Here is a 25,538-nt window from a genome sequence, read left to right on the forward strand (position 1 = left end):
TAATTGAAATTTAAGGTTTTTTTAAAAGGCGTATTTTTTAAATAACTGCTTAACCTGTGGATAACCTTGTGTATTATCATAGCATAATTTGGGTAAGTTATTGTAAGTAACTCAAAAATTTATCTTCTAAGCTGGTTAACAGCATGCCTACCCAGCAAATAAAAATAATAATGTATACTTGTATTATTAATTACCCTGTTAAGGGGCCGGAGTTCAGATAATGGATGAAAATTTGAAAGCAAGCCGTTCCCTGTTAAGTTACAAGGATTCCATTTTAAGTAAATATCTCCTTTACTTAATTTCCATACCGGCATTTATTATTGTCCTCCTTGTCAGCGTTTATGCCTACAAACAAGTCCGGGAGCTGGTTGACGCGAACAATTGGGTGATTCACAGCTATCAGGTTATTCAGGCAACAGATAAAATTCTTTATGGAGTAATTGATACTGAGTCCCATCAACGCGGCTATCTTATTAGCGGCGACCCCCAATTCCTTGAATCCATCCAATTTCATACTAAAGATATAAATCAGACTTTTGATACGCTACTGCAACTAACAAAAGACAATCCTCTGCAATCAGAACGTATTACGCGCTTTATCGATTTGGTCAATAATCGCCTGCAAATAATACAGCAAGTAATCAAGGTCAAAATGCGCACTAAGTTAAATTCCCCAGAAACCATGGTGTTATTTCACAAGGGACAAGATGTGTCCAATGAGTTAAAAGCACTGGGCAATGAAATTCAAGCCATTGAACTGGTGATATTAAAAGAACGCAACCTTATGGTAATAAACAGTGCCCATAAAACCAATTTAATCATCATTATCGGTAGTATTGTAAGTTTATCTGGTTTGATTTTGGCATTTCTTATAGGCAACTATGAATTGTCCCGCAGCCGTAAGGCAGAACAGCACAGACTTAGCACTGAAATACAGTTAAAAAGCATTTTGGAGAGTGCCAGCGACATGATTGCTGCGGTAAATAGTGATCGCCAATTTATTATCTTCAATGAAGCGTACCATCGAGAGTTTAGACGTATATTCACAAAATCCGTTAGCATAGGAATGCCGCTTGAAGATGCCTCCTCTCATGTGAATGATTCAAACAGAGACTTATGGGATTTGTGGGAAAAATCCTTAAGTGGCGAGGAGTTCGTAAAAAGTATAGAACTTGAGGTGAATAAAGAGCGACACATCTATGAAATAACATCCAGTCTGATTATTAATGGAACCAATCAAATAAAAGGGGCCGTACATATCATTCGCAATACTACCAAGATGGTCGAAGAGCAGGATAAGCTCAAGGAAATGAATAGAAACCTTAATCTAGGCCTGCAAGCATTGAAAGACAAAAACGAGCAAATTACCCTGCTTGTGGAATTAAGCGACATTTTGCTTGCTTGTGGAACCCAGGAAGAATTACATAAGGTTGTAACCCAATATTGCCAACGGGCTCTTAATTTTACAGATGGTTTTTTATATGTAATGCATCCGTCTAAAAATTATTTTGAAAGAGTCGCTTCCTGGGGTAATCCTACTTCTCAGGAAATCAGCTTTCCCCCTGAACATTGTTGGGCCATCCGCTTAGGCCATATTCATACGGTAAGCCCTGCGCATAATGATTTAATTTGTGAGCATGTTAAAATAGCTGCTGGAAAGCAAATATGGTCCCATTGCGTCCCCCTAATGGCACAAAATGATATTTTTGGGCTGTTGTACCTCGAAATAAAGGAAGATAAGGCAGTTTTATATTCTAATGATCACATGCTCCTGATTACGGCATTCTCGGAATTGACCGCACTGGCATATGCTAATGTACGCTTAAGGGAAAATCTGCGTTATCAATCCATCCGTGATCCTCTCACCGGTTTGTATAATCGCCGCTATTTGGAGGATTTCCTGTTTAAACAAATTCATCAGGCAGAGCGGGCAAAACTGCCAATTGCAGTGTTGATGCTGGATTTAGATCATTTCAAACGGATAAATGATACGTTTGGACATGATGCGGGGGATATTATTTTAAAAGAAGTAGGAAAAATACTGCAAGATGATATACGCGTCGAAGATATGGCATCAAGGTATGGAGGGGAAGAGTTTGTCATCGTCCTGTTTAATGCAGATGCAAAATCAATCAAACCCAGGGCTGAGAAAATCAGGCGTGCAATATCCATGTTAAAAGTAAAGTACGGTACGCAATATGTGGGGCCGATTACCATTTCTATTGGAATTTCCTCCTTCCCGGAACATGGCCGGACATTGGTGGAACTCATTGAAGCTGCCGATAAAGCATTATACTTTGCAAAAAATAATGGGCGAAATCAGGTAATTTTATATTCAGATTTTATGGCAAAAAAAGAAGAGGTAAACGTTAAAAACGACAAAGAAAAATAAGGGTGAGTTACACTTTTTTTCTTGCATTAACACAGAAAGAAATTTTATGAAATACCCCCTTCTGATAAGCAAAGAAGGGGGTATTTAACGATAAGTTTGCCGATTTATTTAATTGCCTTTCTAACTTTTTGAATTGCACGAATTTGGGCCACAGCACGAGCTAATTCAGCAGCAGCCACAGAATAATCCATTTCAGCGCCTTTACCCGTCATTGCCGCTTCAGCTTGCGCTTTTGCTGCAAGTGCTGCTGACTCATCCAAATGTTCAGCACGCTCAATCACATCAGCAAGAACTGTTACATTGTTAGGTTGAACTTCCAGCATTCCACCCTGAACATAATAAATTTCTTGCTGGCCACCAGCCAGAGTAACTCTTACTTCACCAGGTTTTAGAACGGTAAGCAAAGGAGCATGACCAGCGGTAATACCTACTTCACCCAATTCCCCGGTGGCAACAACCATCTCAACTAAACCGGAGAATATTTCATGTTCAGCACTGACAATATCTAAGTGCGTTGTTCTAGTCATATTTGCTTACCTCATAAGGTCTTAGCTTTAGCAACGGCTTCCTCAATGCTTCCAACCATATAAAACGCTTGCTCGGGTAAATCATCGTACTCACCAGCGAGAATACCCTGGAAGCCTTTTATTGTATCTTTTAATGATACATATTTACCGGGTGAACCAGTGAAGACTTCAGCAACGAAGAATGGTTGTGACAAGAATCTTTGGATTTTACGTGCGCGCGTAACGACCCGCTTATCTTCTTCAGATAATTCATCCATACCAAGAATTGCAATAATATCTTTTAATTCTTTGTATCGTTGCAGGGTTTGTTGTACGCGGCGTGCAGTATCGTAATGTTCTTGACCTACAATGAGTGGGTCCAATTGGCGCGAAGTTGAATCCAAAGGATCTACCGCGGGATAAATACCCAACTCGGCAATTTGCCGTGACAGTACTACCGTAGCATCCAAATGCGCAAACGTAGTTGCTGGAGAGGGGTCAGTCAAGTCGTCGGCAGGTACGTATACGGCTTGAATTGAAGTAATAGAACCAGTCTTGGTAGAAGTAATACGCTCTTGCAGCATACCCATTTCTTCGGCAAGTGTTGGTTGGTAACCTACAGCAGAAGGCATACGGCCCAAGAGAGCTGATACCTCAACCCCTGCTAAAGTATAACGATAGATATTGTCGATAAATAACAATACGTCGCGACCTTCATCACGGAATTTCTCCGCCATAGTCAAGCCAGTTAATGCAACACGTAAACGGTTACCAGGCGGCTCATTCATTTGACCATAAACCAAGGATACTTTATCCAATACGTTAGAGTCTTTCATTTCATGATAGAAGTCATTTCCTTCACGGGTTCGCTCACCCACACCCGCAAATACTGAGTATCCGCTGTGCTCAATCGCGATGTTTCGGATTAATTCCATCATATTCACGGTTTTACCTACTCCGGCACCACCGAACAAACCTACTTTACCTCCTTTGGCAAAAGGACAAAGTAAGTCAATAACTTTAATACCGGTTTCAAGTAATTCTTGACTTCCAGCTTGCTCTTCATAACTTGGTGGCTTACGGTGAATCGACCAATGCTCTTCAGCACCGATAGGTCCTGCATCATCAACGGGACGTCCTAAAACATCCATAATTCGACCCAACGTTTGCTTACCTACAGGCACTTGAATAGGATTAGCTGTATTTTCAGCTTTTAGACCGCGCTTCAGGCCTTCGGTTGTACCCATAGCAATTGTACGAACTACACCATCTCCAAGTTGTTGCTGAACTTCAAAAACCAAATCACCATCAACAAGTTTTAATGCATCATTGATTTTAGGGACATTCTCACGGGGGAATTCCACATCCACAACCGCGCCAATAATTTCTACTACAGTTCCTAAGCTCATTTTTTACCCTCTTATAAAGCGGCTGCGCCACCGACAATTTCTGCCAATTCTTGCGTAATTGCAGCTTGTCGAGCTTTGTTATAAGCCAATTGAAATTCTTTAATCAAATCACCGGCATTATCCGTTGCATTTTTCATTGCAATCATCTTAGCCGCTTGTTCACAAGCAATATTTTCTACTACTGCCTGGTAAATCTGCAATTCGATATAACGTTCTAAAAGATTATCCAGCAATTCCTTAGCATCTGGTTCATAAATATAGTCCCAATGATGCCCCATTGTCTTGCTGTCTTCTTCTGATTTTGGCAATGGTAATAATTGTTTCACCACAGGTTTTTGCGTCATGGTGTTAACAAATTCATTGTATACCACATGCAACGCATCGATGCTGCCATTGCTGAAAGCATCAAGCATTACTTTAACGATCCCAATAATGTCTTTTATACCTGGTGTATCACCGAGGTGGTCTACAGAACCCAGGACATTACTGCCAACGCGCTTAAAAAATGCTTGTCCTTTACGGCCAATGACTGCAAGATCAACTTCTTTACCTTGTTCTTTCCAGTGTCTAATAGTTCGCACTGTTTCTCGCAGCAGGTTTACGTTTAAACCACCACATAAACCCCGATCGGTCGTAACAACAATAAGACCGATGCGATTAATCTCGCGATGACTCATGAACGGATGTCTGTATTCTGAGTGTGCGCGAGCAATGTGTTTAACTACACTATAGATCTTGCTGGCATAGGGTTTAGATGCGCGCATTCTTTCCTGAGTTTTACGCATCTTACTTGCTGCCACCATCTCCATTGCACGAGTTATCTTTCGAGTTTTGTTAATGCTCGAAATTTTCGAACGGATTTCTTTTGCTCCAGCCATAATATCATTTCGCCTTAAATTGACTTACCAACTTGCTGTACGCTTAAAGTCCTCAACAGCTTTTTTCAATTTTGCTTCAATGTCATTATCGTAAGCACCTGCTTCATTGATCTGTTGTAACAGATCAGGATGTGTGCTGCGCATGTAATCATGTAGTGACGCTTCAAATGCAGCAACTTCATTTACAGGTACATCATCCAAATAACCTTTTTCAACAACAAACAATGCAGTACCCATTTCCGCAACAGATAATGGAGAGTATTGTTTTTGTTTCATCAGCTCGGTGATTCGTTGTCCGCGCTCTAATTGTTTACGAGTAGCGTCATCAAGATCTGATGCAAATTGAGAAAATGCTTCCAGCTCGCGGAATTGGGCAAGTGCCAAACGAGTTCCGCCACCTAATTTTTTCATGATTTTGGTTTGTGCAGCACCACCTACCCGAGATACAGAAAGACCGGAGTTAATCGCGGGTCGGACACCCGAGTTAAACAAGTCTACATCAAGGAATATCTGACCATCGGTAATGGAAATCACGTTTGTGGGTACGAATGCAGAAACGTCTCCTGCCTGGGTTTCAATAATTGGTAATGCAGTTAATGAACCTGTTTTACCTTTTACTTCGCCATTAGTCAGCTTCTCTACTTCTTCAGCATTTATTCGCGCCGCTCTTTCTAATAAACGAGAATGCAAATAGAAAATATCACCTGGGTATGCTTCACGACCTGGTGGTCTTCTCAAAAGTAATGAAATTTGACGGTAAGCCCAAGCTTGTTTGGTCAAATCATCATAAACAATTAACGCATCTTCACCGCGCTCCATGAAGTATTCACCCATGGTACATCCAGCGTAGGGAGCAATAAATTGCAGTGCAGCTGAATCAGAAGCACCTGCGACGACAACAATGGTATGCTCTAAAGCACCATGCTCTTCAAGCTTACGAACGATTGCTGCAACGGAAGAAGCTTTTTGCCCTACAGCTACATAAATACACTTAACGCCTGTGCCTTTTTGGTTGATGATCGCATCGATTGCAATTGCAGTTTTACCTGTTTGACGGTCACCAATAATAAGCTCACGCTGACCACGGCCAACAGGGATCATCGCATCAATCGCTTTTAATCCGGTTTGTACAGGCTGATCTACTGATTTACGAGAAATAACCCCGGGAGCTACTTTTTCAATTGGCGACATGCCAGCAGCGTCAATTGGACCTTTTCCATCAATGGGATTACCCAGGGCATCCACAACCCGACCTAAAAGACCTTTACCCACTGGGACTTCAAGAATACGCCCAGTACACTTACCTTTTTGGCCTTCTGCTAAAGAAGAATATTCCCCAAGAACAACTGCACCGACTGAATCTCTTTCAAGGTTAAGAGCCAGACCATAAATGCCGCCGGGGAATTCAATCATCTCACCAGCCATTGCATCTTCAAGGCCATGCAAGCTCACAACACCGTCTTTTAAACTGACAATAGTACCTTCATTTCGTGATTCAGAGGCTACACTAAAGTGTTCTATTTTCTTTCTGATTAATTCACTGATTTCTGAAGGATTTAACGCTACTTGTTCTGACATGGAAACTATCCTCTAAATTATGCGGCCAATTCTGTGCTAAGCTTATTAAGCTTGCCACGAACTGAACCATCTATAACTAAATCGCCCGCTCGAATTATTGCTCCACCAAGCAAGGAAGGATCAATACTGATTTTTAACGAGACCTTACGCTGTAAGCGCTGACTTAATGATTCGATTAATCGTTGTTGTTGTGCACTAGACAAATCAGAATAACTGCAAACATCAACATTCAGAGTTTTTTCTTGCTCTGCACGATGTGCTTCATAGAGTGCATAAATATCAGGTAGCAACATCAACCTTTTGTTGGCAGCCAGTAAATCGATTAAATTGCTTAATGGCTTGTTTTCATTTGCTTTTGCGCCAATTGCTGAGTGTAGCAACTCAATATGCTGCTCTGCAGTTGTTGCTGGATTGGCAATAAAATTTTCAGCTTCTGGTATCAACACTGCTTGTGCAAGATTTCTCAAATGTGCTGACCACTCAGCTAATTTCTTTTCCCCTAAAGCGTATTCAAAAATTGCTTTGGCGTAGGGTCTGGCTATGGTGGTACTATCAGACATTTTAAATCTCTTCTATCAAGTTATCTATCAATGCTGCGTTTGCTTTAGCATCAACTTCGCGCATCAAAATTTTCTCAGCGCCAGTTACAGCCAAGTTTGCAACTTGTTTACGCAACTCATCTTTTGCATGATTGACTTGTTGTACTAACTGTTCCTGTGCCAATTTCAATTGCATTTGCGCTTCATGCTTTGCTGCTTCTTTTGCTTCTTCAATAATTTGTGCAGCGCGTTTATTCGCTTTTTCAATGATGTCAGCTGATTGAATTTTAGCTTGCTTTAATTCATCTTTGACGCGATGTTGCGCTAACTCTAGCTCTTTTCGACCACGTTCAGCAGCTGCCAGGCCATCAGCAATTTTGTCTTGTCGTTCTTCCATTGCTTTTGCCAATGGAGGCCATACTAATTTCATAGTGAACAACACAAAAGCTGCAAAAACGAGCATTTGTACAATTAGTGTTAAATTAATTTCCACCGTTTAATCTCCTGTAACAATTAGGGCGCCAAGCGCCCTGTTCAAGTGTTATCAAGAACCCAGATTGCTTAGGAAAGGGTTTGCGAAGGTAAAGAATAACGCGATACCCACACCAATCATAGTTACGGCGTCTAACAAACCTGCAACGATGAACATTTTTACTTGTAACATTGGAACCATTTCTGGTTGACGAGCTGAGCCTTCAAGGAATTTGCCACCAAGCAAACCAAATCCTATCGCAGTGCCCAATGCACCCAAACCAATTAACAAGGCAACCGCAACAACGGTCATACTTTGAATTTGTGCTATTAAACTAGCGGCTTGCATATTTATCCCCTTTACAATGAATGGATGAAAATTAAATCGGTTAATGATCTTCGTGTGCTAAACTCAAGTAAACAATGGTTAGCACCATGAAAATAAATGCTTGCAAAGTAATCACCAATATATGGAATATTGACCAAGCCAGCGCCAAAATAAATTGAGCTGAGCCCAAGGTCGCAGTACCCAGTGTTGATGATGATGCAGCATTTAAGGTTAACAGAGCGATTAATATGAATATCAACTCGCCTGCGTATAAGTTTCCAAATAACCGCAGTGCCAATGAAATGGGCTTCGCAATGAGGCCGACTACTTCAAGCAACAGGTTAAATGGTATAAATCCAGGATGATTAAAAGGCTGTAAGGTAAGTTCTTTTATGAATTTCTTAGTGCCTTTGATCTTAATACTGTAAAAAATAATCAGTATAAATACTGAAAGTGATAAAGCAAAAGTCAGGTTCAAATCGTTTGTCGGTACTACTTTAAGGTAATGGATTCCACCTGTTTGGGCGAGCGCTGGCAGAATATCTACAGGGACAATATCCATGAAATTCATCAGGAAAACCCATAAAAATATGGTTAATGCCAGTGGGCCAATTAAATTATTTTTACCATGAAAGCAGTCTTTTACCTGATTGTCCGCAAACTGGAGCATAATCTCGGCAAAATTCTGTAATTTGCCCGGAATTCCCGTGGTCACTTTACGGGCGCCAAAATACATTAAAGCACAGACAGTTACCCCTAGAACTATGGAGAAAAACAGTGTGTCAAGGTTTAATGTCCAGAAACCACCCGAACCCAGTTTCATATCACTAACGTTGTAAGTAAGGTACGTTAAATGATGCTTGATGTAGTTTGTGCTAGATACCATTTCAGTCACTTTCAGGCCTATTCTGTTTATTTACAATAATCAACGGGGCGAACCAATGCGTCGTCTGTATCATAATGTAAGATACAAAAAACGCCAGCGGAGTAATTTTAAATAATAAAAATACCGCAGTGAACAGGAATATGGATATAACTATCTTTAATGCCTCGCCTTTGTAGAAACTGTTAACGATCAATTTTGCCGACCGGGCACCTTGATACTTAAACAATTTGCTCGCAAAATACGCATTTGGAATAATACAAACGATACCGCCAAGCAACGCCGAACTTGCTGCATTAGTACCATATACTAACGCACAAAAAGCTGCAAAGACCAATGTAACGCCTGCTTGTACACTCCATAGCCGTATAATGCCACGCCTACTTAGCTGTTTGTTCACATATTCACCTAAGTTTCACCGCGCGAATTATAAAGCAACCTGTATGAATAATCAATGCCATATTTTATACATGTGTGATTCTTGATTACCAGTAACCTACATTCGGGGCGGATGCCCAAGGTTCCTGAAGAGGTAAAGGCTCGCCTTTTTGCAACAACTCGATGGAGATGTTATCCGGGGAGCGGATAAACGCCATATAACCGTCGCGCGGTGGTCTATTTATTACCACCCCTGCATCTTGCAAGCGTTGGCATAACTCATAGATATTATCGACCCGGTAGGCTAGGTGACCAAAATTTCGTCCTTCTTTATACTCTTGGAGATCCCAATTGTATGTCAGTTCAAGCATTGGTGTCTTGAGTTGCTTTGCCCTATCCAGATCATTAGGGGCTGCCAGGAATACCAAAGTAAAGCGGCCCTTTTCATTTTCTATACGATTAATTTCAATTAACCCCAATTTTTTGCAAAAAAAATCAAGGGATGCTTTTAAATCGGTCACTCGGATCATCGTGTGTAAATAATTCATTAATTCTCTCCCTAAGTGAACTGCACGAGTTTGCTTCAACCTGAACTATAATTCGCAATATCAATAGGATATACGGAGTAACTCTGTAGTGAAAACTTACCTGATGAACCTACCTTTGTAAATGCATCGACTCCATGCAGCGAAATTTTTTAATCTTCGGATATCCTTCTTAGCCTTTATGCCCCTTGAAGCCGGTGTAGCATGGATTTTCCTGTCTATAATTAAAGTGTGGAGCTTATTATCCAACTCAGGTAATAAGTAGTGTTTATTAACCTCGCAAAAGGAAAGAAGATGCCTGATAAGATCCAACATACTGCAGCCAGTCTGCAACAAAAAATGCTCGCTCGTTATAGCGATGGGTTACCTCATAAACATAATAAACATCATCTGGAATATCGACAACACTGTAGATCCCACCCCTGTACTCTAAATAATGAGTTAACTGATGAAGAAATAGCTGGTTCTACGGGATTGTTACGTCAATTTAAATTGAGAAAAATGCGAAAACGACCCGACAAAGGGCATTTCCATTAAATCACATCCATCCTAAAAAAGGCAGTTGATGGATGTATGTTTTCTTTTCAATCAATTGCTTTTTTTAGGTTAACTTACCGGATTACTCTGATAAGTAAAATATTTTAAAATTTTTACTACTTCCGCAACATCACCGGTTTGTCTTGCCATATTAATTACTTTCTCGGCTTGTTCCTGATGCACATCACCCATTAAATACACAACTCGGTCTGAGGTCACTATCTTGAATGCGTTGGGGTCGATGGATCCATCGGCAAAGATTTGACTGCGAATTTTGGCAGTGATCCAACTGTCTTGCACCGAATTGGAAGTAGATGGACTTACCTTGACTTGATTAAACAATCTTCTGTAACCCCTTATTGTCGCCAACCGCCGCCTTAATTCGATTTGCAATTCAGGGGTAGGAACATGGCCCGCCAATAAAACGTCGCCATTGAACACAGCAATATCAATAACACAATTATTATTTCTGAACACATTATCAGCAGCTAAGGCATGGTTCACTTTAAGATATAAACTGTAATCATCCAGCTTTTTATACACATCATGCCTGTCGTAAACCAGGGTGGCGCCTGTCCATAGGCTGCTTATGCACCCGGACAAGGACAATAGGAAAAACGTCAGCACTACTAAAAAACATCCCTGTTTTATCATTTTGTTTTAATGTATGTATTGAAAAATTTTTACCACTTTAGTTACACCATTAACCCGCCGTGCAGCATCAACTGCAAGAGCTGCCTGGTGAGCGTTGACGATACCCATGAGGTAAACTACTTTATTTTCGGTAACAATACGGATCGAGCCTGATTCAAGGCCTTTTTTCGCCAACAACCGGGTGCGTACCTGACTGGTTATCCAACTGTCTTTCGAACGTTCTGTCAGCGGTATGGGATAACCAACGGTTATCTCATTATAAACACGATAAACCCCAGGGGCACCGCGGGCTATTTTTTCCGCTAAATCCCGCAAAGAAGGAGTAGGTGTTTGTCCTACAAGCAATACGACACGATTAAAGCTGGTTACCAGCACGCGTGAGTCAGCGAATTGACGGTTTGTTACGATGTTTTTATGAATTACATGGAATAATCGCGCGTCCGCTTCCATGGTAATTACTCCGCGGCGATCATAAACCATTCCCGCAACTGCACCAGTGACTACAGCGGCAACACATCCTGTCAATAAAGAAATCATCAAAAGAAAAGCGAATGATTTTAATTTGAAGCTCATTTTTTACCCCAACACCTGACCAAATAATGATTGGTCAATTAAATCACAAAAGCAGTGCAAGATGAACAGGTGCATTTCTCTGATGCGCGCGGAATTATCTGAGGCAACTCGAAGTTCAATATCTTCAGGACCTAAATGATTCGCAAGCACACCGCCATCACGTCCGCTCAATGCGACTGTATCCATGCCACGTTCGTTTGCAGCATGAAGCGCATGCAGCATACTGTCCGAATTTCCTGAGGTAGTTAATAAAAGCAGTACATCATTTTCCTGTCCTAATGCCTGGATCTGCCGCGCGAAAACCTGGTTAAAATGATTGTCATTTGCAGAAGAGCTCAGACTGGTAGCATCGATACTTAAATTAATTACCGGCAGGGAAGGTCTTTCTACTTCAAATTGATTTAACATGGCGCTGGCAAAATGCATGCAGTTGGCACCTGATCCTCCAATTCCGCACAATAAAATCTTTCCATCTGCAAGTAAACAATTTACTAAACGTTGCCCAGCCTTGGCAATCAAATCAGATAACGAATCAGCAAGAGCAATTTTTGTTTCTATATTTACCCCAAAAAGATGCCTTACCCGTTCCTCCATTTGTACCATGATCTTAAACCTCTACTTCATTAAACAATTGCAGCCTGAGTGATAGGAAGTTTAACTCAGGAAACCTGAATTATACCCCAGTCAAGGCTACCCTTTACCTGCAAACCGTAAATCAATAATCAGCTCCAAACGCATCCCTTACCCAAGTAATGGTTGCTGATTCTCCGTCAATGCTGACTACGTCAAAACGCAGCGCAAGTTGGTTATACTTTTGATGTGCCAACATATAATTTGTTGCTGTCTTTAATATTTTTTTTCTTTTAGCATAAGTAATACTGGCAATACCTCCGCCGAAAAGGGTGGAAACTCGCGAACGAACTTCGATAAAAACAAGGTGCTCTTCGTCACGCATAATTAAATCAATTTCTCCCAAGCGGCAACTGTAATTTTGCGTAATTAATTTAAGTCCTTGTTTTTTTAAATAGGCTAAAGCTCTTTCTTCAGCTAAACGTCCTTTTTCCTGCGTCATCAATTACACGGTCTCACCCAAAGAATGTGCCAGCCCTTGCCTGAATTTTCCCCATTCCATGACCCGCGCCACATGTTGGGGCGGATTAAGATATAAAACTCCCTCGCCCTGTTGCGATTGATCTGCGGGAAATAACATCAACTGATTCAATTGAGTGGCCAAAGTATAACTGTCTATTCCTAATGCATACAAACGATTATAACTATTAAATTGTTCAGGCCAATTGCGTGTCCCGGCCTGATGTCCGAATACCCAGGGAATATCACAAAAGATTATTCCATCCAAATCCTTATCTTTCAGAGGATTAGCACTGCCGCTATACACACTGGAGGTAGCGTAAACTGGAATATCCCCTGCATAATAGTAATTAAGCAAAGGCATAATTTGCCGAGCTTTGGTGGGGTATGCCAAGAGAAAGATCATATCAAAATCCTGTCTACGGCTAATAACAGACTGAATTTTTTGTCCTAATAACTCTTTTATTTTTTTCTCCCGTTGCTGGCTGTTGCTGATTTGCAAGAAATCCTTCATTTTTTTATTCAAATCGTCATTTAGACCGTATGCAAAGGTATCAACAACACGCCCGCCACTCTTTTGCCATTGATGCGTAAAGGCTTTGACTACTTCCTTCCCCCAATCATTTCCTGGTGCAATAATTAATGCACGGCTATATCCCTTATTCTTGGCTCTGATTGCTACCTGAGCAGCTTCATCTGTCGGTGAGAGTCCAAATAAATAAGAATTTTCCTGAACCTGGGTATCCGCATCATTTAACAGTAAAGTCGGTACCGGGTGCTCCAAGGCAGCTACTATACCCACCTGCGATTTGGTTAACGGCCCCACGACATAATCAGCACCTTCGTTAATTGCTTTTTGATACAAAGAGGCAACATCTCCTTTATTGGTATCATAGGTTACCACTCGCATGGATTTTTCGCCGCTATTGGTTTTATATGCGGACATAAACCCATCACGTACTGCTGCCCCCGGGCCCTGTAATGCTCCGCTTAAGGGAAGTAAGAGTGCGACTTGTTTCGGAGGGGTGCGCATCTTGCTCGCAATCGAATCCAAGGGCTTGGGTAAAAAAAGGTTGGCTGGATGGTTGCTAAAACGAGATTGCCACTGCTGCATAGCCGCCAGCAAAGACTGTGGATTATCACGATACTTGCGAGAAACCAATGCCAGCTGCAGCCAACCTTTTACAACGGATTGCTCCGGAGCTTCCGCTGCTAACGTAGTTAATTCAGCCTGGGGAATGCGGGTTAAAGTTAACCACAGGATACGGCGATTATTGGATTGACTTTCTTCATCAGGTAATAAAGCTTCAAGTTTTATCCGCTCATTTATTGATGCCAGCGGTTTTTCATTGCTTCGATAGGCTTGGGCCAAAAGCTCATGAAACTGAATCGTTTGGTAGGGTGAAAATACTTTTTGTTGTGTTATGGAGGTTAATTTATCTAATGCCAGTTTGGGCCGATCGCGGATGAGATCAATTTGTGCCAGTAAAAGATTTTTTTCATCCCTAAGGACCGGTGTTAAGTCGGCAGTCTGTGCTAGAATAGCAGCGCCTTGTCGCCATTGACCCTCTGATATTAAGCGGCCTGCTGCGAAAAGTAACGATTCCTGTTTTTGACTGCCTTCCTGCATTTTAGCCTGGGTAAGGTAACTTGCTGCAGTTTTGGAATAAGGACTTGCTATTTTTTTCTTCTCAACCTGCGGCTGTATTGTCGGTGTAGGATTTGAAATTTCTGGAGAATTAACTGCTGGAGTACATTGGCAAAGAAAAAAAGTGGATGTCAGTAAAAAAAATACACGGATTTTTATTGATTTTATTAACATATTTTCAGACATTGAATGGGCAATAACGCAAGAGGATAAACCATGACTAACTCACTAGCAACAGGCATAGGAACTCTCTATATCGTTGCCACTCCAATAGGAAACCGTGAAGATATTACCTTTAGAGCATTAGAAGTACTTAAGTCAGTTGATTTAATTTTAGCCGAGGATACTCGCCATTCCCTGCAACTACTGAGTGCTTTAGGTATAAAAAACCGTCTTGAATCACTGCATGCACATAATGAAAATGATAAAAGCAATCAGATTATCGATTATTTGTTGGCGGGACAATCTATCGCCTTGATTAGCGATGCCGGCACCCCGTTAATTAGCGATCCTGGTTTTTTATTAGTCAAACTAGCACGGCAACAGCATATCCCTGTTACTCCTATTCCAGGTGCGTGCGCATTAATTACAGCTCTTTGTGCTGCAGGTATTCCTTGTGATTCGTTCCTGTTTCTCGGTTTCCTTCCCGCCAAACACCAAGCGCGAATAAGCAAACTGAAATCTTTGATCACAGAGCCTCATACTTTGATTTTTTATGAATCAACCCATCGCATATTGGAGTGCATTGATGATATGAGCGAGATTTTTGGTCAATCCTGCGAGATCGTTCTTGCAAAAGAATTAACTAAAACTTTTGAACGCTTTATCAATGGTACTTTAAAGGAGGTTAAGGATTGGCTTTTGAGAGAACCAGCACATGTAAAAGGCGAATTTGTTTTGCTTGTTCCTCCGCGGCCGGCAGTGATTGAACCTGGTGCGGATGAGAAGCTCCTTGAAATATTATTGAAGGAACTGCCGCTGAAACAAGCAGTAACCATCGCCTGTAAACTGAGCAATAGAAGTAAAAATGAATTGTATGAAAAGGCATTAGCGATAAAAAATCAATCCAGTTAGCCTTCCTGGCTTATTACTCTGGATTAGCGCAGTGAAATTCGCTATTTATGGGAAATCGGATTTCCCTGCGCCCATTCTTTAATGGATTACATGACGCAACAGTTAGATTCATCAATCTCGTCGTAATCATCTTCTATCTTCTCTTCCGTAGGTGCCGCTAAAGCTGCAAGCTGAGCTTGTTTTTTACTGTTATGCTGATCATAGGCATGGTAAATCTCATACCCCATGTACATTACAGATAAAGCTACAGCTGCTGGCCAACATACAGCGAAGGTTGCAATCAACAGAGTAGGCATCACCGTATTTTTTATCATGGTGAAAATAAAATCATTACGTGCTGCTTCATATTCTTTCAGTGCAATATCAACACCTAGTCCTGTTCTTTTGGCTTCTTCTAGGCGGAGGCTTTTTTCCTCATAAGTTGAAAATGCACCGGAAGAAAGGTACATGGCAACGGCAATAGTACACACAAAGAAACAAGCAACAGGTATACCTGGTCCTGTCAAGAACAGCGAAGCTGAAAATCCAAGCATTAATAAAGCAGCAGCCGAAGCATTAAAATAGAAGGTTGCCTGTTTTGTTTGCCAATCTATTTCAGCTTCTTTAATTTGCCGGAGGAGCATCGTTTTATGGAGCTCGATATCCATGCCACTAAAATTTTCCGGATGTTCATCGAGTTTTCTCAATTGTTTTTCATAATATTCCTTCTGTGCCAAATACTCCTGTTTTGCCAAATGACATTTATATAAAGCCATACACACATCAAAGCCTAAAAAGACTGCGGTGGTTATTCCGGCAGTAAAATCAGAGATGTGGGTGATGTGATTAAAATTAGTGATAAAGTTTACTGTTGCCCACACCAGGTCGTTGGCAAAATTACAATGGCGCTTGTACAACTCATTTTTAAAACGGGCCCATATTTCCTCAGGAGTATTTTTTCCTTCTCCCAGTTCGGAAGGGAAAAAGGTATGGCGGATTAATAAACCAAAATCAATCGCAAAACGCATTAAAAACAAGCCCACACTAAAATAATTGAGTAAGCCATTGGGCGCTTTTATGAAGTCGATTATTTTATCAGCATCTGTATGCGTACCTAAAATAGCATCCAGTTTTTCCAGGATTTGCAGCTCTTTGGCTAAAGCAAAACCCGAGGTTAAGGTTAAACGGCAAAACACCCAATAAACACGACATAAATTTAAGTAAGCAACGTAGTCTCGTATTTGGGATAAGTGTGCCGGTGCCTTGGCCAAATTACGAAATCCCTTGATAAAACTATTTTTTAACGAGTCGATAAATTCGTCTTCGTTTTTTTTGTCTTCTTTTTGTTTTAACAACTGTTTCTTAATTTGTTGCTTGATTTCGCTATAATCAGCTTGTTTACCGTAATTTGAATAGGCTTTGTAAAAGTTTTCCAAGAGGGTTGCGCAATAGTAGCAATAGATCCAAAAAGCTCTATTATTTTCATCTTTGTGTTTTTGCAGCAGGGCAAACATTTGGGTGAATTCTGTTTCCAGAATTTTATGGTTTTCCAGGATTTTGCTATATTCTACTGACTCAGCCTTTCTTTCAATGTCTAAAGTTGTTTTAAACTGTTGATTATGAAGCTGCATAAAAAACTGGTTCTTATCGGCAATCATCCCCTCAGTTTGTTTTGAAAAAGCCATTGCAACCTCACAAAAAATATACAGTAAGTTTTATTTCTAAATACGGTATCACTTGCTTTTAAATTTGACAAGATTTTTTGTTTCTTTTTTTATCATAATGTTTCAAAACGGTAAAATTTTTACAAAAAAGTAAAGAATGTATCGGTTTTATAAATTTTTTTCCCTATATAAAACAAGTAAATAGGAAAAAATAGGAAACTTGTGAATTTTTGGGTGGAATGCAGGAAATTGGCTCTCGATCCTTATTTGCCGATACAAAAACTGGAAAAAATACGTCCTAATAAATCATCGGAACTGAACTCGCCTGTAATTTCGCATAAACATTGGTGTGCTTGACGTAGGTCTTCTGCCAATAACTCTCCCGCACGATGCTCCGTCAGCTGTTGTTGTCCGGTAACAAGCAAGTTTTTTGCTTCATCTAATGCAAGCAAATGGCGCCTTCTGGCAATAAAGTGTCCTTCATTAGGCTGGTAGCCTACCACCATTTTTATCACTTGCTTCAAACCATCAATTCCCTCACCTGATTTTGCAGACAGATAAACGGTATGGCCATGTATTTCTGCAGATCGCTCTAAAGTATCAATTTTATTGAACACTGTGATAATGGGAACTTCCGGAGGTAATGCAGATTTAATTTCCTGGGATAAGGAATAATGGTGTTCCAAGTCATTCATATCCACAACCAATAAAACACAATCTGCCTTTTTTAGTTCTTGCCATGCCCGCTTGATTCCTTCTTTTTCAACTGGATCATCAGAATCACGCAAGCCGGCAGTATCTATGATATGCAGCGGGATATCATCCAATAAAATATGTTCGCGCATAATATCCCGGGTAGTTCCGGCAATTTCGGTAACGATTGCGACATCCCGTCCTGCCAGACAATTGATTAAAGTTGATTTACCAGCATTAGGCCGCCCGGCAATAACCACCGATAAACCTTCGCGCAAGATAACTCCCTGATTGGCTTGTGCACGTATTTCTTCCAATTCAGTTAAAATATTCGTTAATAAGTGAGCTACTTTTCCATCATTGAGAAAATCAATTTCTTCATCTGGAAAATCGATTGCTGCCTCTACATACAAACGTAAATAAATAATTTTTTCATTTAGTTGATTTATTTTATTTGAAAATTCACCTTGTAATGACTTTAATGCCATGCGTGCTGCAGTTTGTGAACTGGCTTGTATTAAATCAGCTATTGCTTCTGCTTGCGTCAAATCAATTTTGTCGTTTAAAAAAGCGCGTTCTGAAAACTCTCCTGGCCTGGCCATCCGCGCGCCAAGCTGAATGCAAGCTTTGGTGAGCATATCCAAAACCACAGGAGATCCATGAGCCTGGATTTCAATAACATCCTCTCCGGTGAAAGAGTGGGGGGCTTTAAAATAAATCATTATTCCCTGATCAATTAAGGAATGGGGAGGGGTCAATATCTCTTTTTCTGAAATTGAATAAAAAGAACAAAATGTAGCCAAGCGAGGATTTAATGTTTTATTGCCATTAAGAGAAACAGCAATGGAATAGGCTTGCGGTCCTGATAAGCGGATAATTCCTACCCCACCTCTTCCTGGTGGGGTAGCTATGGCTACGATGGTATCTGCAGTCATTTATTTAGCTGTAACCAGTTTTTTTGCTGGCTTTTCATCAGAGTATTTACGGGTAATATACCATTGTTGCAAGATAGACAAGGTATTATTCACAATCCAGTACAATACCAACCCGGCTGGGAAATTCCAGAACAAGCCTGTAAATAATACAGGTAAAAACATCATGACTTTCGCTTGCATCGGATCAGGAGGTGCTGGGTTTAATTTTTGCTGAACCAGCATTGTAGCCCCCATAATCAGGGGCAATACATGATAGGGATCTGCTGAGGCAAGATCTTTAATCCAGAAGATAAATGGAGCTTGTCTTAATTCGACACTTTCCAATAAAACCCAATATAAAGCGATAAAAACCGGGATTTGAATCAAAATAGGCAAACAACCACCTAAAGGATTTACCTTCTCCTGTTTGTAAAGCTCCATAGTTGCCTGGCTTATTTTTGCTTTATCATCCCCATAACGCTCACGCAAGGCCTGGAGCTTGGGCTGTAATTTGCGCATGCCAGCCATTGATTTATAGCTGGCAGCTGACAATCGATAAAATGCCAGTTTAATTAATACAGTCACTAAAACGATAGACCAGCCCCAATTGCCGATAAAATTATAAATGGCTTTCATTAAGGAGAATAATAGGGAAGATAAAAACCATAAAATTCCATAATCGACTGTTAAATCCAGTGAAGGGGCAATATTTTTTAATACACTGGTAATTTCGGGTCCTACATATAATTTGGCGCCGACTGTTTTTTGCTCGTCAGGTTTCAGGGTAATGGGTTGGCTTACTGCGCCAATGGTATAATCATTATTTGATGCGCGCGTATAAAATTTATTATTTGCATCTGCAGGCGGAATCCAGGCACTTAAAAAATAATGCTGTTGCATAGCCACCCAGCCGCCTTTACTGTCCACATCCAGATTTGCTTTATTCATATCGCTAAAGCTCACTTTTTGATAGCGGTGTTTTCCTGGCTCTGAGTAGGAGGCTCCTGTGTAGGATCCTACATGAAATACACTGGATTTATCTTCTTTAGGCGAACTACGTAACAACTGGGTATTTAAATAACCGGTCCAATCATTGTTGCCTTTGTTTGCAATTTTATAATTTACCTCAATAAGATAGCTGCCTTTGGTAAAAATAAATTGCTTTTCGACATCAAGCCCTTCGGCATTTTTACCGGTGAGAGTGACGATTAATTGCTTTTGCTCAGGTCCCAATTCATAGCTTTTCTGTGAGGTTGTAAAATTAAAATCAAGTGACTGGACATTTTGTCCTGAGGCAACAAAAATGTTGCTGTTTGCTACATAACGCTCACTGGCTTGATTTTGTAAAAGAAGGAACGGTTTGTTTTTTTCATCCACGCTCTGGGGGTACTCAAGGAGTTCTGCTGAAACAACATCTCCTTGTTGAGGATCAATTGCTACATCCAAAACATCGGTTTTAGCATGAATTAACTGCTCATTGGTATTTTTAGTTTGTACAAGCTCAGGGTTTGCAGGTGTTGATGTCGGCGTACTGGATGGTGCTACTTGTGGCAACAATGGCTGCCCACTGGTTTGCTGACTGCGCGCAAGTTCAGTTGACACCGCTTTAGGAGGATAATCTACTTGCCAGGCATTCCAAAGAGATAAACCAACCAGCGCAAGCGCCATGTATAAAATAATACGTCTTATATCCATCAATGATTCTCGTTGTTGGGGAGTACAGGATCATAGCCACCGCGTGACCAAGGATGACATCGCAATACTCTTTTAAAAGCCATCCATAAACCTTTGGTTATGCCACATTGTAGGATAGCGCTTTCAGCATATTGTGAACAACTTGGGTAATAACGGCAACTTGGCTTTAACAAGGGACTAATCAAATATTTATACAGTTTGATGGGTAAACAAACTATTTTTCGTAACATGAGATTAATTTGTTCCATGTTTTGCCCATTCTAGCGTTTATAATTGAATTTGCTTGTTTTGCTACGCCTTGTCTTGCTAAAAAAACCACGTCGACTGCAGGTAATTCTTTTTGTCGAAAGCTTTCTCTTAACAGCCGTTTAATACGATTTCGATCATGAGCTTTTGCTATCACTTTTTTGGATAGCGCCAGCCCAAGTCGAGCATAACCTAAATTATTCTCTCGAAAGAGAACGATAAATTCGGATGTTACTATTTTTTTTGCTTGTTCAAACACATGATTATAATCTTTTTTTGTTAATAATCTCTGTGTTTTTTTAAATGCAAACACTTATGCAGACAAACGCTTACGGCCTTTGGCACGACGACGTTTAATTACTAATCTACCTGCACGGGTAGCCATACGCTCGCGAAAACCATGATCACGTTTGCGTTTTAAATTACTGGGTTGAAAGGTACGTTTCATGATGAACCTGTTAATAAAATTATGAGGCTGGCAATAATAGAGAACTTTTTTTCTACTGTCAATTTCAGCTTTTGATTATTTTTTGTATATATTCCATTTTTTTACTTCGAAGCGAACGGCTTGTTAATAACATCATTCATTTAATTTTTTAAATTTTTGTTTGTTATTGATGTTTGATTCTCCTGTTGATAACTATTATTATTGGATTAATATCAATAACTTAAACTAAAGATAACTATGTTTGTAAGCTCTATTTAAGCCTGTGATCTATCTGTATGTAGTTTTAAGTTTTCATTTATTCATCGTTTTATTAGCAACTTATTCCCGTTATTTGATCGAGTTTATTCATAGTTAATTTCATTCAATGTGCTTTAATATTTATCTTTTGAATAGAGATTCTATTTGGATACCTAGAGACAGGGTATGGGGTAAATATAAATAGCAATTTTGAAAAATCGGCACTTGTATTAAGCATCTTCGCTTTCCATCATGCTCAAGAGAATATGTCAGTGTAAAATATATTTGATTTTTGTTTATATATTTAACAATATTCTGGTAAACTATATTATGAGCAACTAGTGATTTTTTTATTCACTAGCCTGAGAGTTTTGTGGGGGGTAGGGGCGTATTATGTCAAAATGCACTATAGGGTTACTGCTTAATGCAGCAAATCTCGTTTATCGTATTGAAGGAGAAAACAATGATTTGCGTCAAGATGAATCTCATGGTGATTACGTAGCCACACAGCAACTGCTCCAGGAGGTCAATAGTTCAGGATACAGCCTCACCTCTGATAAAACTAATCCCCGCGTTAAAAATTCCAAGGGATTAGCCGCAGCCTGTTTTGCCCCCAACGATGAACAATCACCCGTTATTATTGCTTTTAGAGGAACAGATTCTCTTAGAGATATGTATTCTAATATGAATTTAACATTAATGGGGATGGTGGAAAAAAATTTACGTGAAGAAGCTTTTTCTTTTTATACAAAGATAAAAAATAAATATCCTGGCAGAGAAATTGTAATAACCGGACACTCTCTGGGAGGGCATTTGGCTCAGTATGTAGGGGCTAAAGCTTATGCTACTGAAGAGAATCTGAGAAAAGAACGAAGTTTGCATGTTCGGACGTTTAATACAGCCCCCATTGATACTCTCTATGGGCAATTAATTTTAAAAAATAGACCTGGAATTTTTGCGCAATTTTGTAATTACAGGTTAGATCAGGATTTGGTAAGTCGATTACCTGTGCAAAACTATTATGGAAATACTTATTCCTTTTCTACTTCTTTAGGTGCGATTGCCTCCCACCCGCTTAGAGCAATGAGAAAAGTTTATCCTGATAATATAAAAAATTTGGAAGTGGGGGGGATTAATGTTGCGCACCGGGATTTAAATACACTGAAAGAAATGGTTGTCGGTATAAAAGAAACCTATGCAGTTCACATAAAAGGTCAATGGTTTGCCAAATATCGAATGGGAAGTAAAAATAAAGAAATTATCGATGAGGCGTTAAACTCAATTACTGAAAAGTTATATGAAAACCCACCTGATTTTTCGGCTGCCCTGAATTTGGTTGATTCTGCCAAAACAAGGGTTTCAGGTCCTGTATCAACCTCTTTATTGAATCTTTTAGAGCAAGAAATCAATAATGTGAAAGAGGAATACACCTTGGAAAATGATAAGGTAAAACCCGCCAGCGAAACCATGCCTGAAGAGCCAGTACAAGACATTTCCCCCGGTTTTTAGGCTTCCGGGAGAGCAGGATTTTGGCCCGATTCACTTTTTGTGTGTCTATTGCAATTAAATGGATGAAAGAATAAAGGGCTCTCGATAAGGATTGGGATGCGGAACCCTCAAGAATAGACAGTTGCAGAATATTCTAAAATCCATTTATTGAAACTAAGCTACTTTTCATGAAGCTAAGCCGCATGAAGGGATAGTCCTTTAATTCATATCGAGCAACAATAATTCATTTGCTTAACATGTTGTCAGCAGCGAGGCTTCGCTCTTAGAAACGGATTGTCTTTAAACCCTGGAGCCTATTTGTGCCAATCTATTTTTGTTGCCAGAACATATAATCCTTTCCTTTAATCTGGTAGAGTTTTATTTATAAAATTAAAGCAGAGCGCGAGTATGACCCTGTCTACAAAAGTTATTCTAGGTGCGTTAGGAAAAACTACCGCCTCCGCAAAAGAGTTTCCAATTGACCCCAATGCTCTCACAATGGAATATACCTTAGCCGAAGCGATTGATGCAAAACATGTACCTTTGGAAGATATGGATATGGTGGTGATCCTTTCCGGACGCAGTGGATTTTCAGGTTCTTATGTAGAGGCTGCTGACAAATTTGTATTGTGTGAAAAGGAGTACGACGAGTCGGACACAGTGCGTCGGGTTGAATACGGCATAAATCTTGCGAAGCAATGCACCCAAAATAATTTAAAAATCGGAATTACCCGGCCAGTATATATTTATTTCAATGGGGTTCAGCGGCAAAATGCTGAACTTAGAGCAATATTGAATACTAAAGGGGAGTATTGTGGGTATCCTGCACAGTTCTTCATTATCGATGCCATTCCTTTTGACAATACCCTCGGGCAAGTCCTTGGACTAAGTCGATTTCTTGATACGTATTGGACTTCCTTTTCCAAAATCCATCACTTGTCCCGCCCGCCAAATCTTATACTTTGTACCAGTAGCTACCATATCCCCCGGGTAACCCTTGCCCATGGTGCAAACTCCCCTTTACTCACCCCTACCTTTTGGCAAAATCAGCCGGAGTTGGTAAATAAATTATCACCCCAGATGCGCGAATATATTTTAAATCCGGGCGAGATTCTTAAAAAATCGACCTTAATGGTATTAGGGTGTGACAGACAAATTACCGCAAATCCACACTGGGAAAAAGATTTAAAAGGGGATATGGAAGCTCGGGTTCGCTACTCATTCCTACAGAAAGTTCCTTCGATTGCGCAACACCGTGCTGATAATGACGTGACCGTCAAGAAGGCTCTGGTTTTAAGAAGTTTTTATACTATTCGGGATGAGATAGGGTTCACAAAGAGGCATCCACAACCCCTGGAAGATGTAAAGCAAGACCAGCGAGAAAATGAACACCAATCCGGCATGCCGTTAACTATTTAACTAAAAAAGCTATAACTTTATCTTTTAGATAAAAGAAAATCCATTTTTAAAAATAACAGATAATTATCAATTTTTATTTCCATAATGGGTTGTGGTGTTTATAAAATTGCCCATTTTCGGAAAACTTTTATTCGCGCGCTGCATGTTGATAATTAGATTTTTGGGTTAATCATGATATTTTTTAAATCGGTTGTGAATGCCATTGGATCGGGAGCTGGTGTAGCATGGCCCCTTTTTGGTATTTTATTTGCACTTCTTGGTGGTTCAGTTGCCAGTTTTTTTTCGTTAACTTTCGCAATTATCTCTATAGCTCTTTTTTTTATGGTGAGCCTTCCTGTTTTTTATTTTTCCTATCAGGAAATGAAAGAGCATGAAGAAATTCTACAGGTACAACTGTTTAAAAATCAAAACAAATTATTGGCAGATATTAAGAACTACATCGAGACTCTCGAGCAATATGCCATCAGTGAAAAAAAAACCGTAAACCGGGAGGAGTTATTCAAACGCATCTTAATGATGGATCTCAATACAATAGCCAGTGAGGATGCTAATTCACCCTTATATTCTATTTTATTGTTACTTTATGAAGAATATAAATTAAAGCACACGCTTCCCAGTAACCCAATTATTATGGATCGCATCATGCACACTATCTCACTTGCACCGGTGCCCTTATCCAAAAAAATAGTTCCATCTTTTTTCAGTTTTGTAGGTACTTTTGGTTCCTTAACCGGATGCAGTGCCGGTGTTTCAGGGTTATTGAGCGGCATAGGGCTGTTTTCAAGTTTTACCGTCTATCCGCTGTTGGGAGGGGGTATTTTAGTCGGGGCATTAATTTTGGGGGGAATTATGGCATATAATTCCATGCTTAAAGCCGTTGATGATTATAAAAAAAATCTATTAAATCAGTCCTTAAAAGCAATGCATCGACAATTAAGTAAGGCCACAATTGAACGTGAGATAAATACCAAGCTAAATCAAGCATTCAATAACTTAAGCGAGCAAAAAGACACAAAGGAAGGCTCAGCTCCTAATCAACCTGGCATCATAGAGTCTTTTTCTTGCCGTCCCATTGCCAAGAAATCATTTACTTTCTTGTCCTTTTTTAAAGTACAGCAAACAGATTTCAACAAGCCACAAAATGATGGACCTCCACTTTACATTTTTTCTTAAGAGGAGGGATGGGGCGTGAAACCACTTTCTTTTTTCGGCCCTGACAAAGAAATATCCACACTTTTTTTGTGGATAACTTTTCTTTATTCCAAACCCTGAG

General features: G+C 40.0%; 27 protein-coding genes. 6 read left to right on the forward strand and 21 right to left on the reverse strand.

The genetic code is table 11. The annotated features are described in order from the left end of the window. Window positions 1–220: 220 nt before the first annotated feature. Window positions 221–2,392, forward strand: a complete 2,172-nt coding sequence (locus KYQ_RS16815) for a diguanylate cyclase (RefSeq protein WP_019350360.1) — start codon at window positions 221–223, stop codon at window positions 2,390–2,392. A 104-nt stretch (window positions 2,393–2,496) separates the two neighbouring features. On the opposite strand, the gene KYQ_RS16820 is transcribed toward KYQ_RS16815, so the two are convergent. The 10 genes from KYQ_RS16820 to KYQ_RS16865 all read right to left on the reverse strand — a co-directional run bounded on the left by KYQ_RS16820 (window position 2,497) and on the right by KYQ_RS16865 (window position 9,910). Beyond that, window positions 2,497–2,919: a F0F1 ATP synthase subunit epsilon gene (locus KYQ_RS16820; RefSeq protein WP_010655285.1), complete on the reverse strand. Its 423-nt coding sequence runs from the start codon at window positions 2,917–2,919 to the stop codon at window positions 2,497–2,499. 11 nt (window positions 2,920–2,930) lie between these two features. Further along, window positions 2,931–4,307, reverse strand: a complete 1,377-nt coding sequence (atpD, locus tag KYQ_RS16825) for a F0F1 ATP synthase subunit beta (protein ID WP_010655286.1) — start codon at window positions 4,305–4,307, stop codon at window positions 2,931–2,933. 11 nt (window positions 4,308–4,318) lie between these two features. Then, window positions 4,319–5,185 (reverse strand): F0F1 ATP synthase subunit gamma, encoded by an 867-nt coding sequence (gene atpG / locus KYQ_RS16830; RefSeq protein ID WP_010655287.1) that lies wholly within the window; start codon window positions 5,183–5,185, stop codon window positions 4,319–4,321. Window positions 5,186–5,209: 24 nt separating this feature from the next. Then, window positions 5,210–6,763 (reverse strand): F0F1 ATP synthase subunit alpha, encoded by a 1,554-nt coding sequence (gene atpA, locus KYQ_RS16835; RefSeq protein ID WP_010655288.1) that lies wholly within the window; start codon window positions 6,761–6,763, stop codon window positions 5,210–5,212. A 17-nt stretch (window positions 6,764–6,780) separates the two neighbouring features. Continuing rightward, window positions 6,781–7,323: a F0F1 ATP synthase subunit delta gene (locus KYQ_RS16840; RefSeq protein ID WP_010655289.1), complete on the reverse strand. Its 543-nt coding sequence runs from the start codon at window positions 7,321–7,323 to the stop codon at window positions 6,781–6,783. Window position 7,324: 1 nt separating this feature from the next. Continuing rightward, a complete protein-coding gene (locus KYQ_RS16845; protein ID WP_010655290.1) occupies window positions 7,325–7,795 on the reverse strand; it encodes a F0F1 ATP synthase subunit B in 471 nt (156 codons plus the stop codon). A 51-nt stretch (window positions 7,796–7,846) separates the two neighbouring features. Beyond that, window positions 7,847–8,122, reverse strand: coding sequence for a F0F1 ATP synthase subunit C (gene atpE / locus KYQ_RS16850; RefSeq protein ID WP_010655291.1), 276 nt, complete (start codon window positions 8,120–8,122; stop codon window positions 7,847–7,849). Between the two features lie 40 nt (window positions 8,123–8,162). Then, window positions 8,163–8,987: a F0F1 ATP synthase subunit A gene (gene atpB, locus KYQ_RS16855; RefSeq protein WP_029489082.1), complete on the reverse strand. Its 825-nt coding sequence runs from the start codon at window positions 8,985–8,987 to the stop codon at window positions 8,163–8,165. Between the two features lies 1 nt (window position 8,988). Next, entirely contained in the window at window positions 8,989–9,384 is a 396-nt protein-coding gene (locus tag KYQ_RS16860; protein ID WP_010655293.1) for a F0F1 ATP synthase subunit I, read from the reverse strand. A gap of 85 nt (window positions 9,385–9,469) precedes the next feature. Beyond that, the gene (locus tag KYQ_RS16865; protein WP_010655294.1) at window positions 9,470–9,910 is read right to left on the reverse strand and encodes a VOC family protein; all 441 of its coding nucleotides are present in this window, start codon (window positions 9,908–9,910) and stop codon (window positions 9,470–9,472) included. A gap of 291 nt (window positions 9,911–10,201) precedes the next feature. Here KYQ_RS16865 and KYQ_RS16870 point away from each other — a divergent pair, with 291 nt between their 5' ends. Further along, complete coding sequence (locus KYQ_RS16870) at window positions 10,202–10,444, forward strand: hypothetical protein (protein ID WP_010655295.1); 243 nt, start codon at window positions 10,202–10,204, stop codon at window positions 10,442–10,444. Between the two features lie 69 nt (window positions 10,445–10,513). On the opposite strand, the gene KYQ_RS16875 is transcribed toward KYQ_RS16870, so the two are convergent. The 5 genes from KYQ_RS16875 to KYQ_RS16895 all read right to left on the reverse strand — a co-directional run bounded on the left by KYQ_RS16875 (window position 10,514) and on the right by KYQ_RS16895 (window position 14,582). After that, entirely contained in the window at window positions 10,514–11,098 is a 585-nt protein-coding gene (locus KYQ_RS16875; protein ID WP_029489083.1) for a BON domain-containing protein, read from the reverse strand. 6 nt (window positions 11,099–11,104) lie between these two features. Then, complete coding sequence (locus tag KYQ_RS16880; RefSeq protein WP_010655297.1) at window positions 11,105–11,671, reverse strand: BON domain-containing protein; 567 nt, start codon at window positions 11,669–11,671, stop codon at window positions 11,105–11,107. Window positions 11,672–11,674: 3 nt separating this feature from the next. Continuing rightward, window positions 11,675–12,274: a D-sedoheptulose-7-phosphate isomerase gene (locus KYQ_RS16885; protein WP_010655298.1), complete on the reverse strand. Its 600-nt coding sequence runs from the start codon at window positions 12,272–12,274 to the stop codon at window positions 11,675–11,677. 112 nt (window positions 12,275–12,386) lie between these two features. Further along, on the reverse strand, window positions 12,387–12,743 hold the full coding sequence (locus KYQ_RS16890; protein ID WP_010655299.1) for a YraN family protein: 357 nt from the start codon (window positions 12,741–12,743) through the stop codon (window positions 12,387–12,389). 3 nt (window positions 12,744–12,746) lie between these two features. Next, window positions 12,747–14,582 carry a penicillin-binding protein activator gene (locus tag KYQ_RS16895; RefSeq protein WP_029489084.1) on the reverse strand — a complete coding sequence of 612 codons (1,836 nt, stop codon included), beginning with the start codon at window positions 14,580–14,582 and terminating at the stop codon, window positions 12,747–12,749. 42 nt (window positions 14,583–14,624) lie between these two features. On the opposite strand from KYQ_RS16895, the gene rsmI reads away from it, so the two are divergent. Continuing rightward, window positions 14,625–15,482 (forward strand): 16S rRNA (cytidine(1402)-2'-O)-methyltransferase, encoded by an 858-nt coding sequence (gene rsmI / locus KYQ_RS16900; protein WP_019350362.1) that lies wholly within the window; start codon window positions 14,625–14,627, stop codon window positions 15,480–15,482. Window positions 15,483–15,568: 86 nt separating this feature from the next. Here rsmI and KYQ_RS16905 read toward each other — a convergent pair whose 3' ends face one another. The 6 genes from KYQ_RS16905 to rpmH all read right to left on the reverse strand — a co-directional run bounded on the left by KYQ_RS16905 (window position 15,569) and on the right by rpmH (window position 21,121). After that, complete coding sequence (locus tag KYQ_RS16905) at window positions 15,569–17,146, reverse strand: hypothetical protein (RefSeq protein WP_019350363.1); 1,578 nt, start codon at window positions 17,144–17,146, stop codon at window positions 15,569–15,571. A 242-nt stretch (window positions 17,147–17,388) separates the two neighbouring features. Next, complete coding sequence (gene mnmE / locus KYQ_RS16910) at window positions 17,389–18,753, reverse strand: tRNA uridine-5-carboxymethylaminomethyl(34) synthesis GTPase MnmE (RefSeq protein ID WP_019350364.1); 1,365 nt, start codon at window positions 18,751–18,753, stop codon at window positions 17,389–17,391. Then, a complete protein-coding gene (gene yidC / locus KYQ_RS16915; protein WP_019350365.1) occupies window positions 18,754–20,427 on the reverse strand; it encodes a membrane protein insertase YidC in 1,674 nt (557 codons plus the stop codon). After that, window positions 20,427–20,675 (reverse strand): membrane protein insertion efficiency factor YidD, encoded by a 249-nt coding sequence (gene yidD, locus KYQ_RS16920; protein WP_035748955.1) that lies wholly within the window; start codon window positions 20,673–20,675, stop codon window positions 20,427–20,429. The genes yidC and yidD overlap by 1 nt, the downstream gene beginning before the upstream one ends. Then, entirely contained in the window at window positions 20,642–20,986 is a 345-nt protein-coding gene (gene rnpA, locus KYQ_RS16925) for a ribonuclease P protein component (RefSeq protein ID WP_010655306.1), read from the reverse strand. Before rnpA ends, yidD begins: the two co-directional genes overlap by 34 nt. Next, window positions 20,987–21,121: a 50S ribosomal protein L34 gene (gene rpmH, locus KYQ_RS16930; protein WP_006869475.1), complete on the reverse strand. Its 135-nt coding sequence runs from the start codon at window positions 21,119–21,121 to the stop codon at window positions 20,987–20,989. A 630-nt stretch (window positions 21,122–21,751) separates the two neighbouring features. Between rpmH and KYQ_RS16935 the strand changes: the two genes are divergently transcribed. The 3 genes from KYQ_RS16935 (at window position 21,752) to KYQ_RS16945 (ending at window position 25,438) form a co-directional block, all read left to right on the forward strand. After that, the gene (locus tag KYQ_RS16935; protein WP_010655307.1) at window positions 21,752–22,867 is read left to right on the forward strand and encodes an Mbeg1-like protein; all 1,116 of its coding nucleotides are present in this window, start codon (window positions 21,752–21,754) and stop codon (window positions 22,865–22,867) included. 387 nt (window positions 22,868–23,254) lie between these two features. Continuing rightward, the gene (locus tag KYQ_RS16940; RefSeq protein WP_019350366.1) at window positions 23,255–24,265 is read left to right on the forward strand and encodes a hypothetical protein; all 1,011 of its coding nucleotides are present in this window, start codon (window positions 23,255–23,257) and stop codon (window positions 24,263–24,265) included. A gap of 171 nt (window positions 24,266–24,436) precedes the next feature. After that, window positions 24,437–25,438, forward strand: coding sequence for a hypothetical protein (locus tag KYQ_RS16945; protein ID WP_019350367.1), 1,002 nt, complete (start codon window positions 24,437–24,439; stop codon window positions 25,436–25,438). The last annotated feature ends 100 nt before the right edge of the window (window positions 25,439–25,538 follow it).

The organism is Fluoribacter dumoffii NY 23, assembly GCF_000236165.1.
In the GTDB taxonomy this organism is placed as follows: domain Bacteria; phylum Pseudomonadota; class Gammaproteobacteria; order Legionellales; family Legionellaceae; genus Legionella; species Legionella dumoffii.

Bases quoted from the DNA above. Each gene is read 5' to 3' on its own strand.
- KYQ_RS16945 (WP_019350367.1), top strand. From the start codon at position 24,437: ATGATATTTTTTAAATCGGTTGTGAATGCCATTGGATCGGGAGCTGGT.
- yidD (WP_035748955.1), bottom strand. From the start codon at position 20,675: ATGGAACAAATTAATCTCATGTTACGAAAAATAGTTTGTTTACCCATC.
- KYQ_RS16895 (WP_029489084.1), bottom strand. From the start codon at position 14,582: ATGTTAATAAAATCAATAAAAATCCGTGTATTTTTTTTACTGACATCC.
- atpE (WP_010655291.1), bottom strand. From the start codon at position 8,122: ATGCAAGCCGCTAGTTTAATAGCACAAATTCAAAGTATGACCGTTGTT.
- KYQ_RS16905 (WP_019350363.1), bottom strand. From the start codon at position 17,146: ATGGCTTTTTCAAAACAAACTGAGGGGATGATTGCCGATAAGAACCAG.
- KYQ_RS16870 (WP_010655295.1), top strand. From the start codon at position 10,202: ATGCCTGATAAGATCCAACATACTGCAGCCAGTCTGCAACAAAAAATG.
- rpmH (WP_006869475.1), bottom strand. From the start codon at position 21,121: ATGAAACGTACCTTTCAACCCAGTAATTTAAAACGCAAACGTGATCAT.
- KYQ_RS16935 (WP_010655307.1), top strand. From the start codon at position 21,752: ATGTCAAAATGCACTATAGGGTTACTGCTTAATGCAGCAAATCTCGTT.
- KYQ_RS16890 (WP_010655299.1), bottom strand. From the start codon at position 12,743: ATGACGCAGGAAAAAGGACGTTTAGCTGAAGAAAGAGCTTTAGCCTAT.
- atpD (WP_010655286.1), bottom strand. From the start codon at position 4,307: ATGAGCTTAGGAACTGTAGTAGAAATTATTGGCGCGGTTGTGGATGTG.
- KYQ_RS16815 (WP_019350360.1), top strand. From the start codon at position 221: ATGGATGAAAATTTGAAAGCAAGCCGTTCCCTGTTAAGTTACAAGGAT.
- atpB (WP_029489082.1), bottom strand. From the start codon at position 8,987: ATGGTATCTAGCACAAACTACATCAAGCATCATTTAACGTACCTTACT.
- rsmI (WP_019350362.1), top strand. From the start codon at position 14,625: ATGACTAACTCACTAGCAACAGGCATAGGAACTCTCTATATCGTTGCC.
- KYQ_RS16940 (WP_019350366.1), top strand. From the start codon at position 23,255: ATGACCCTGTCTACAAAAGTTATTCTAGGTGCGTTAGGAAAAACTACC.
- atpA (WP_010655288.1), bottom strand. From the start codon at position 6,763: ATGTCAGAACAAGTAGCGTTAAATCCTTCAGAAATCAGTGAATTAATC.
- KYQ_RS16865 (WP_010655294.1), bottom strand. From the start codon at position 9,910: ATGAATTATTTACACACGATGATCCGAGTGACCGATTTAAAAGCATCC.
- mnmE (WP_019350364.1), bottom strand. From the start codon at position 18,753: ATGACTGCAGATACCATCGTAGCCATAGCTACCCCACCAGGAAGAGGT.
- KYQ_RS16880 (WP_010655297.1), bottom strand. From the start codon at position 11,671: ATGAGCTTCAAATTAAAATCATTCGCTTTTCTTTTGATGATTTCTTTA.
- KYQ_RS16820 (WP_010655285.1), bottom strand. From the start codon at position 2,919: ATGACTAGAACAACGCACTTAGATATTGTCAGTGCTGAACATGAAATA.
- KYQ_RS16885 (WP_010655298.1), bottom strand. From the start codon at position 12,274: ATGGTACAAATGGAGGAACGGGTAAGGCATCTTTTTGGGGTAAATATA.
- yidC (WP_019350365.1), bottom strand. From the start codon at position 20,427: ATGGATATAAGACGTATTATTTTATACATGGCGCTTGCGCTGGTTGGT.
- KYQ_RS16875 (WP_029489083.1), bottom strand. From the start codon at position 11,098: ATGATAAAACAGGGATGTTTTTTAGTAGTGCTGACGTTTTTCCTATTG.
- atpG (WP_010655287.1), bottom strand. From the start codon at position 5,185: ATGGCTGGAGCAAAAGAAATCCGTTCGAAAATTTCGAGCATTAACAAA.
- KYQ_RS16840 (WP_010655289.1), bottom strand. From the start codon at position 7,323: ATGTCTGATAGTACCACCATAGCCAGACCCTACGCCAAAGCAATTTTT.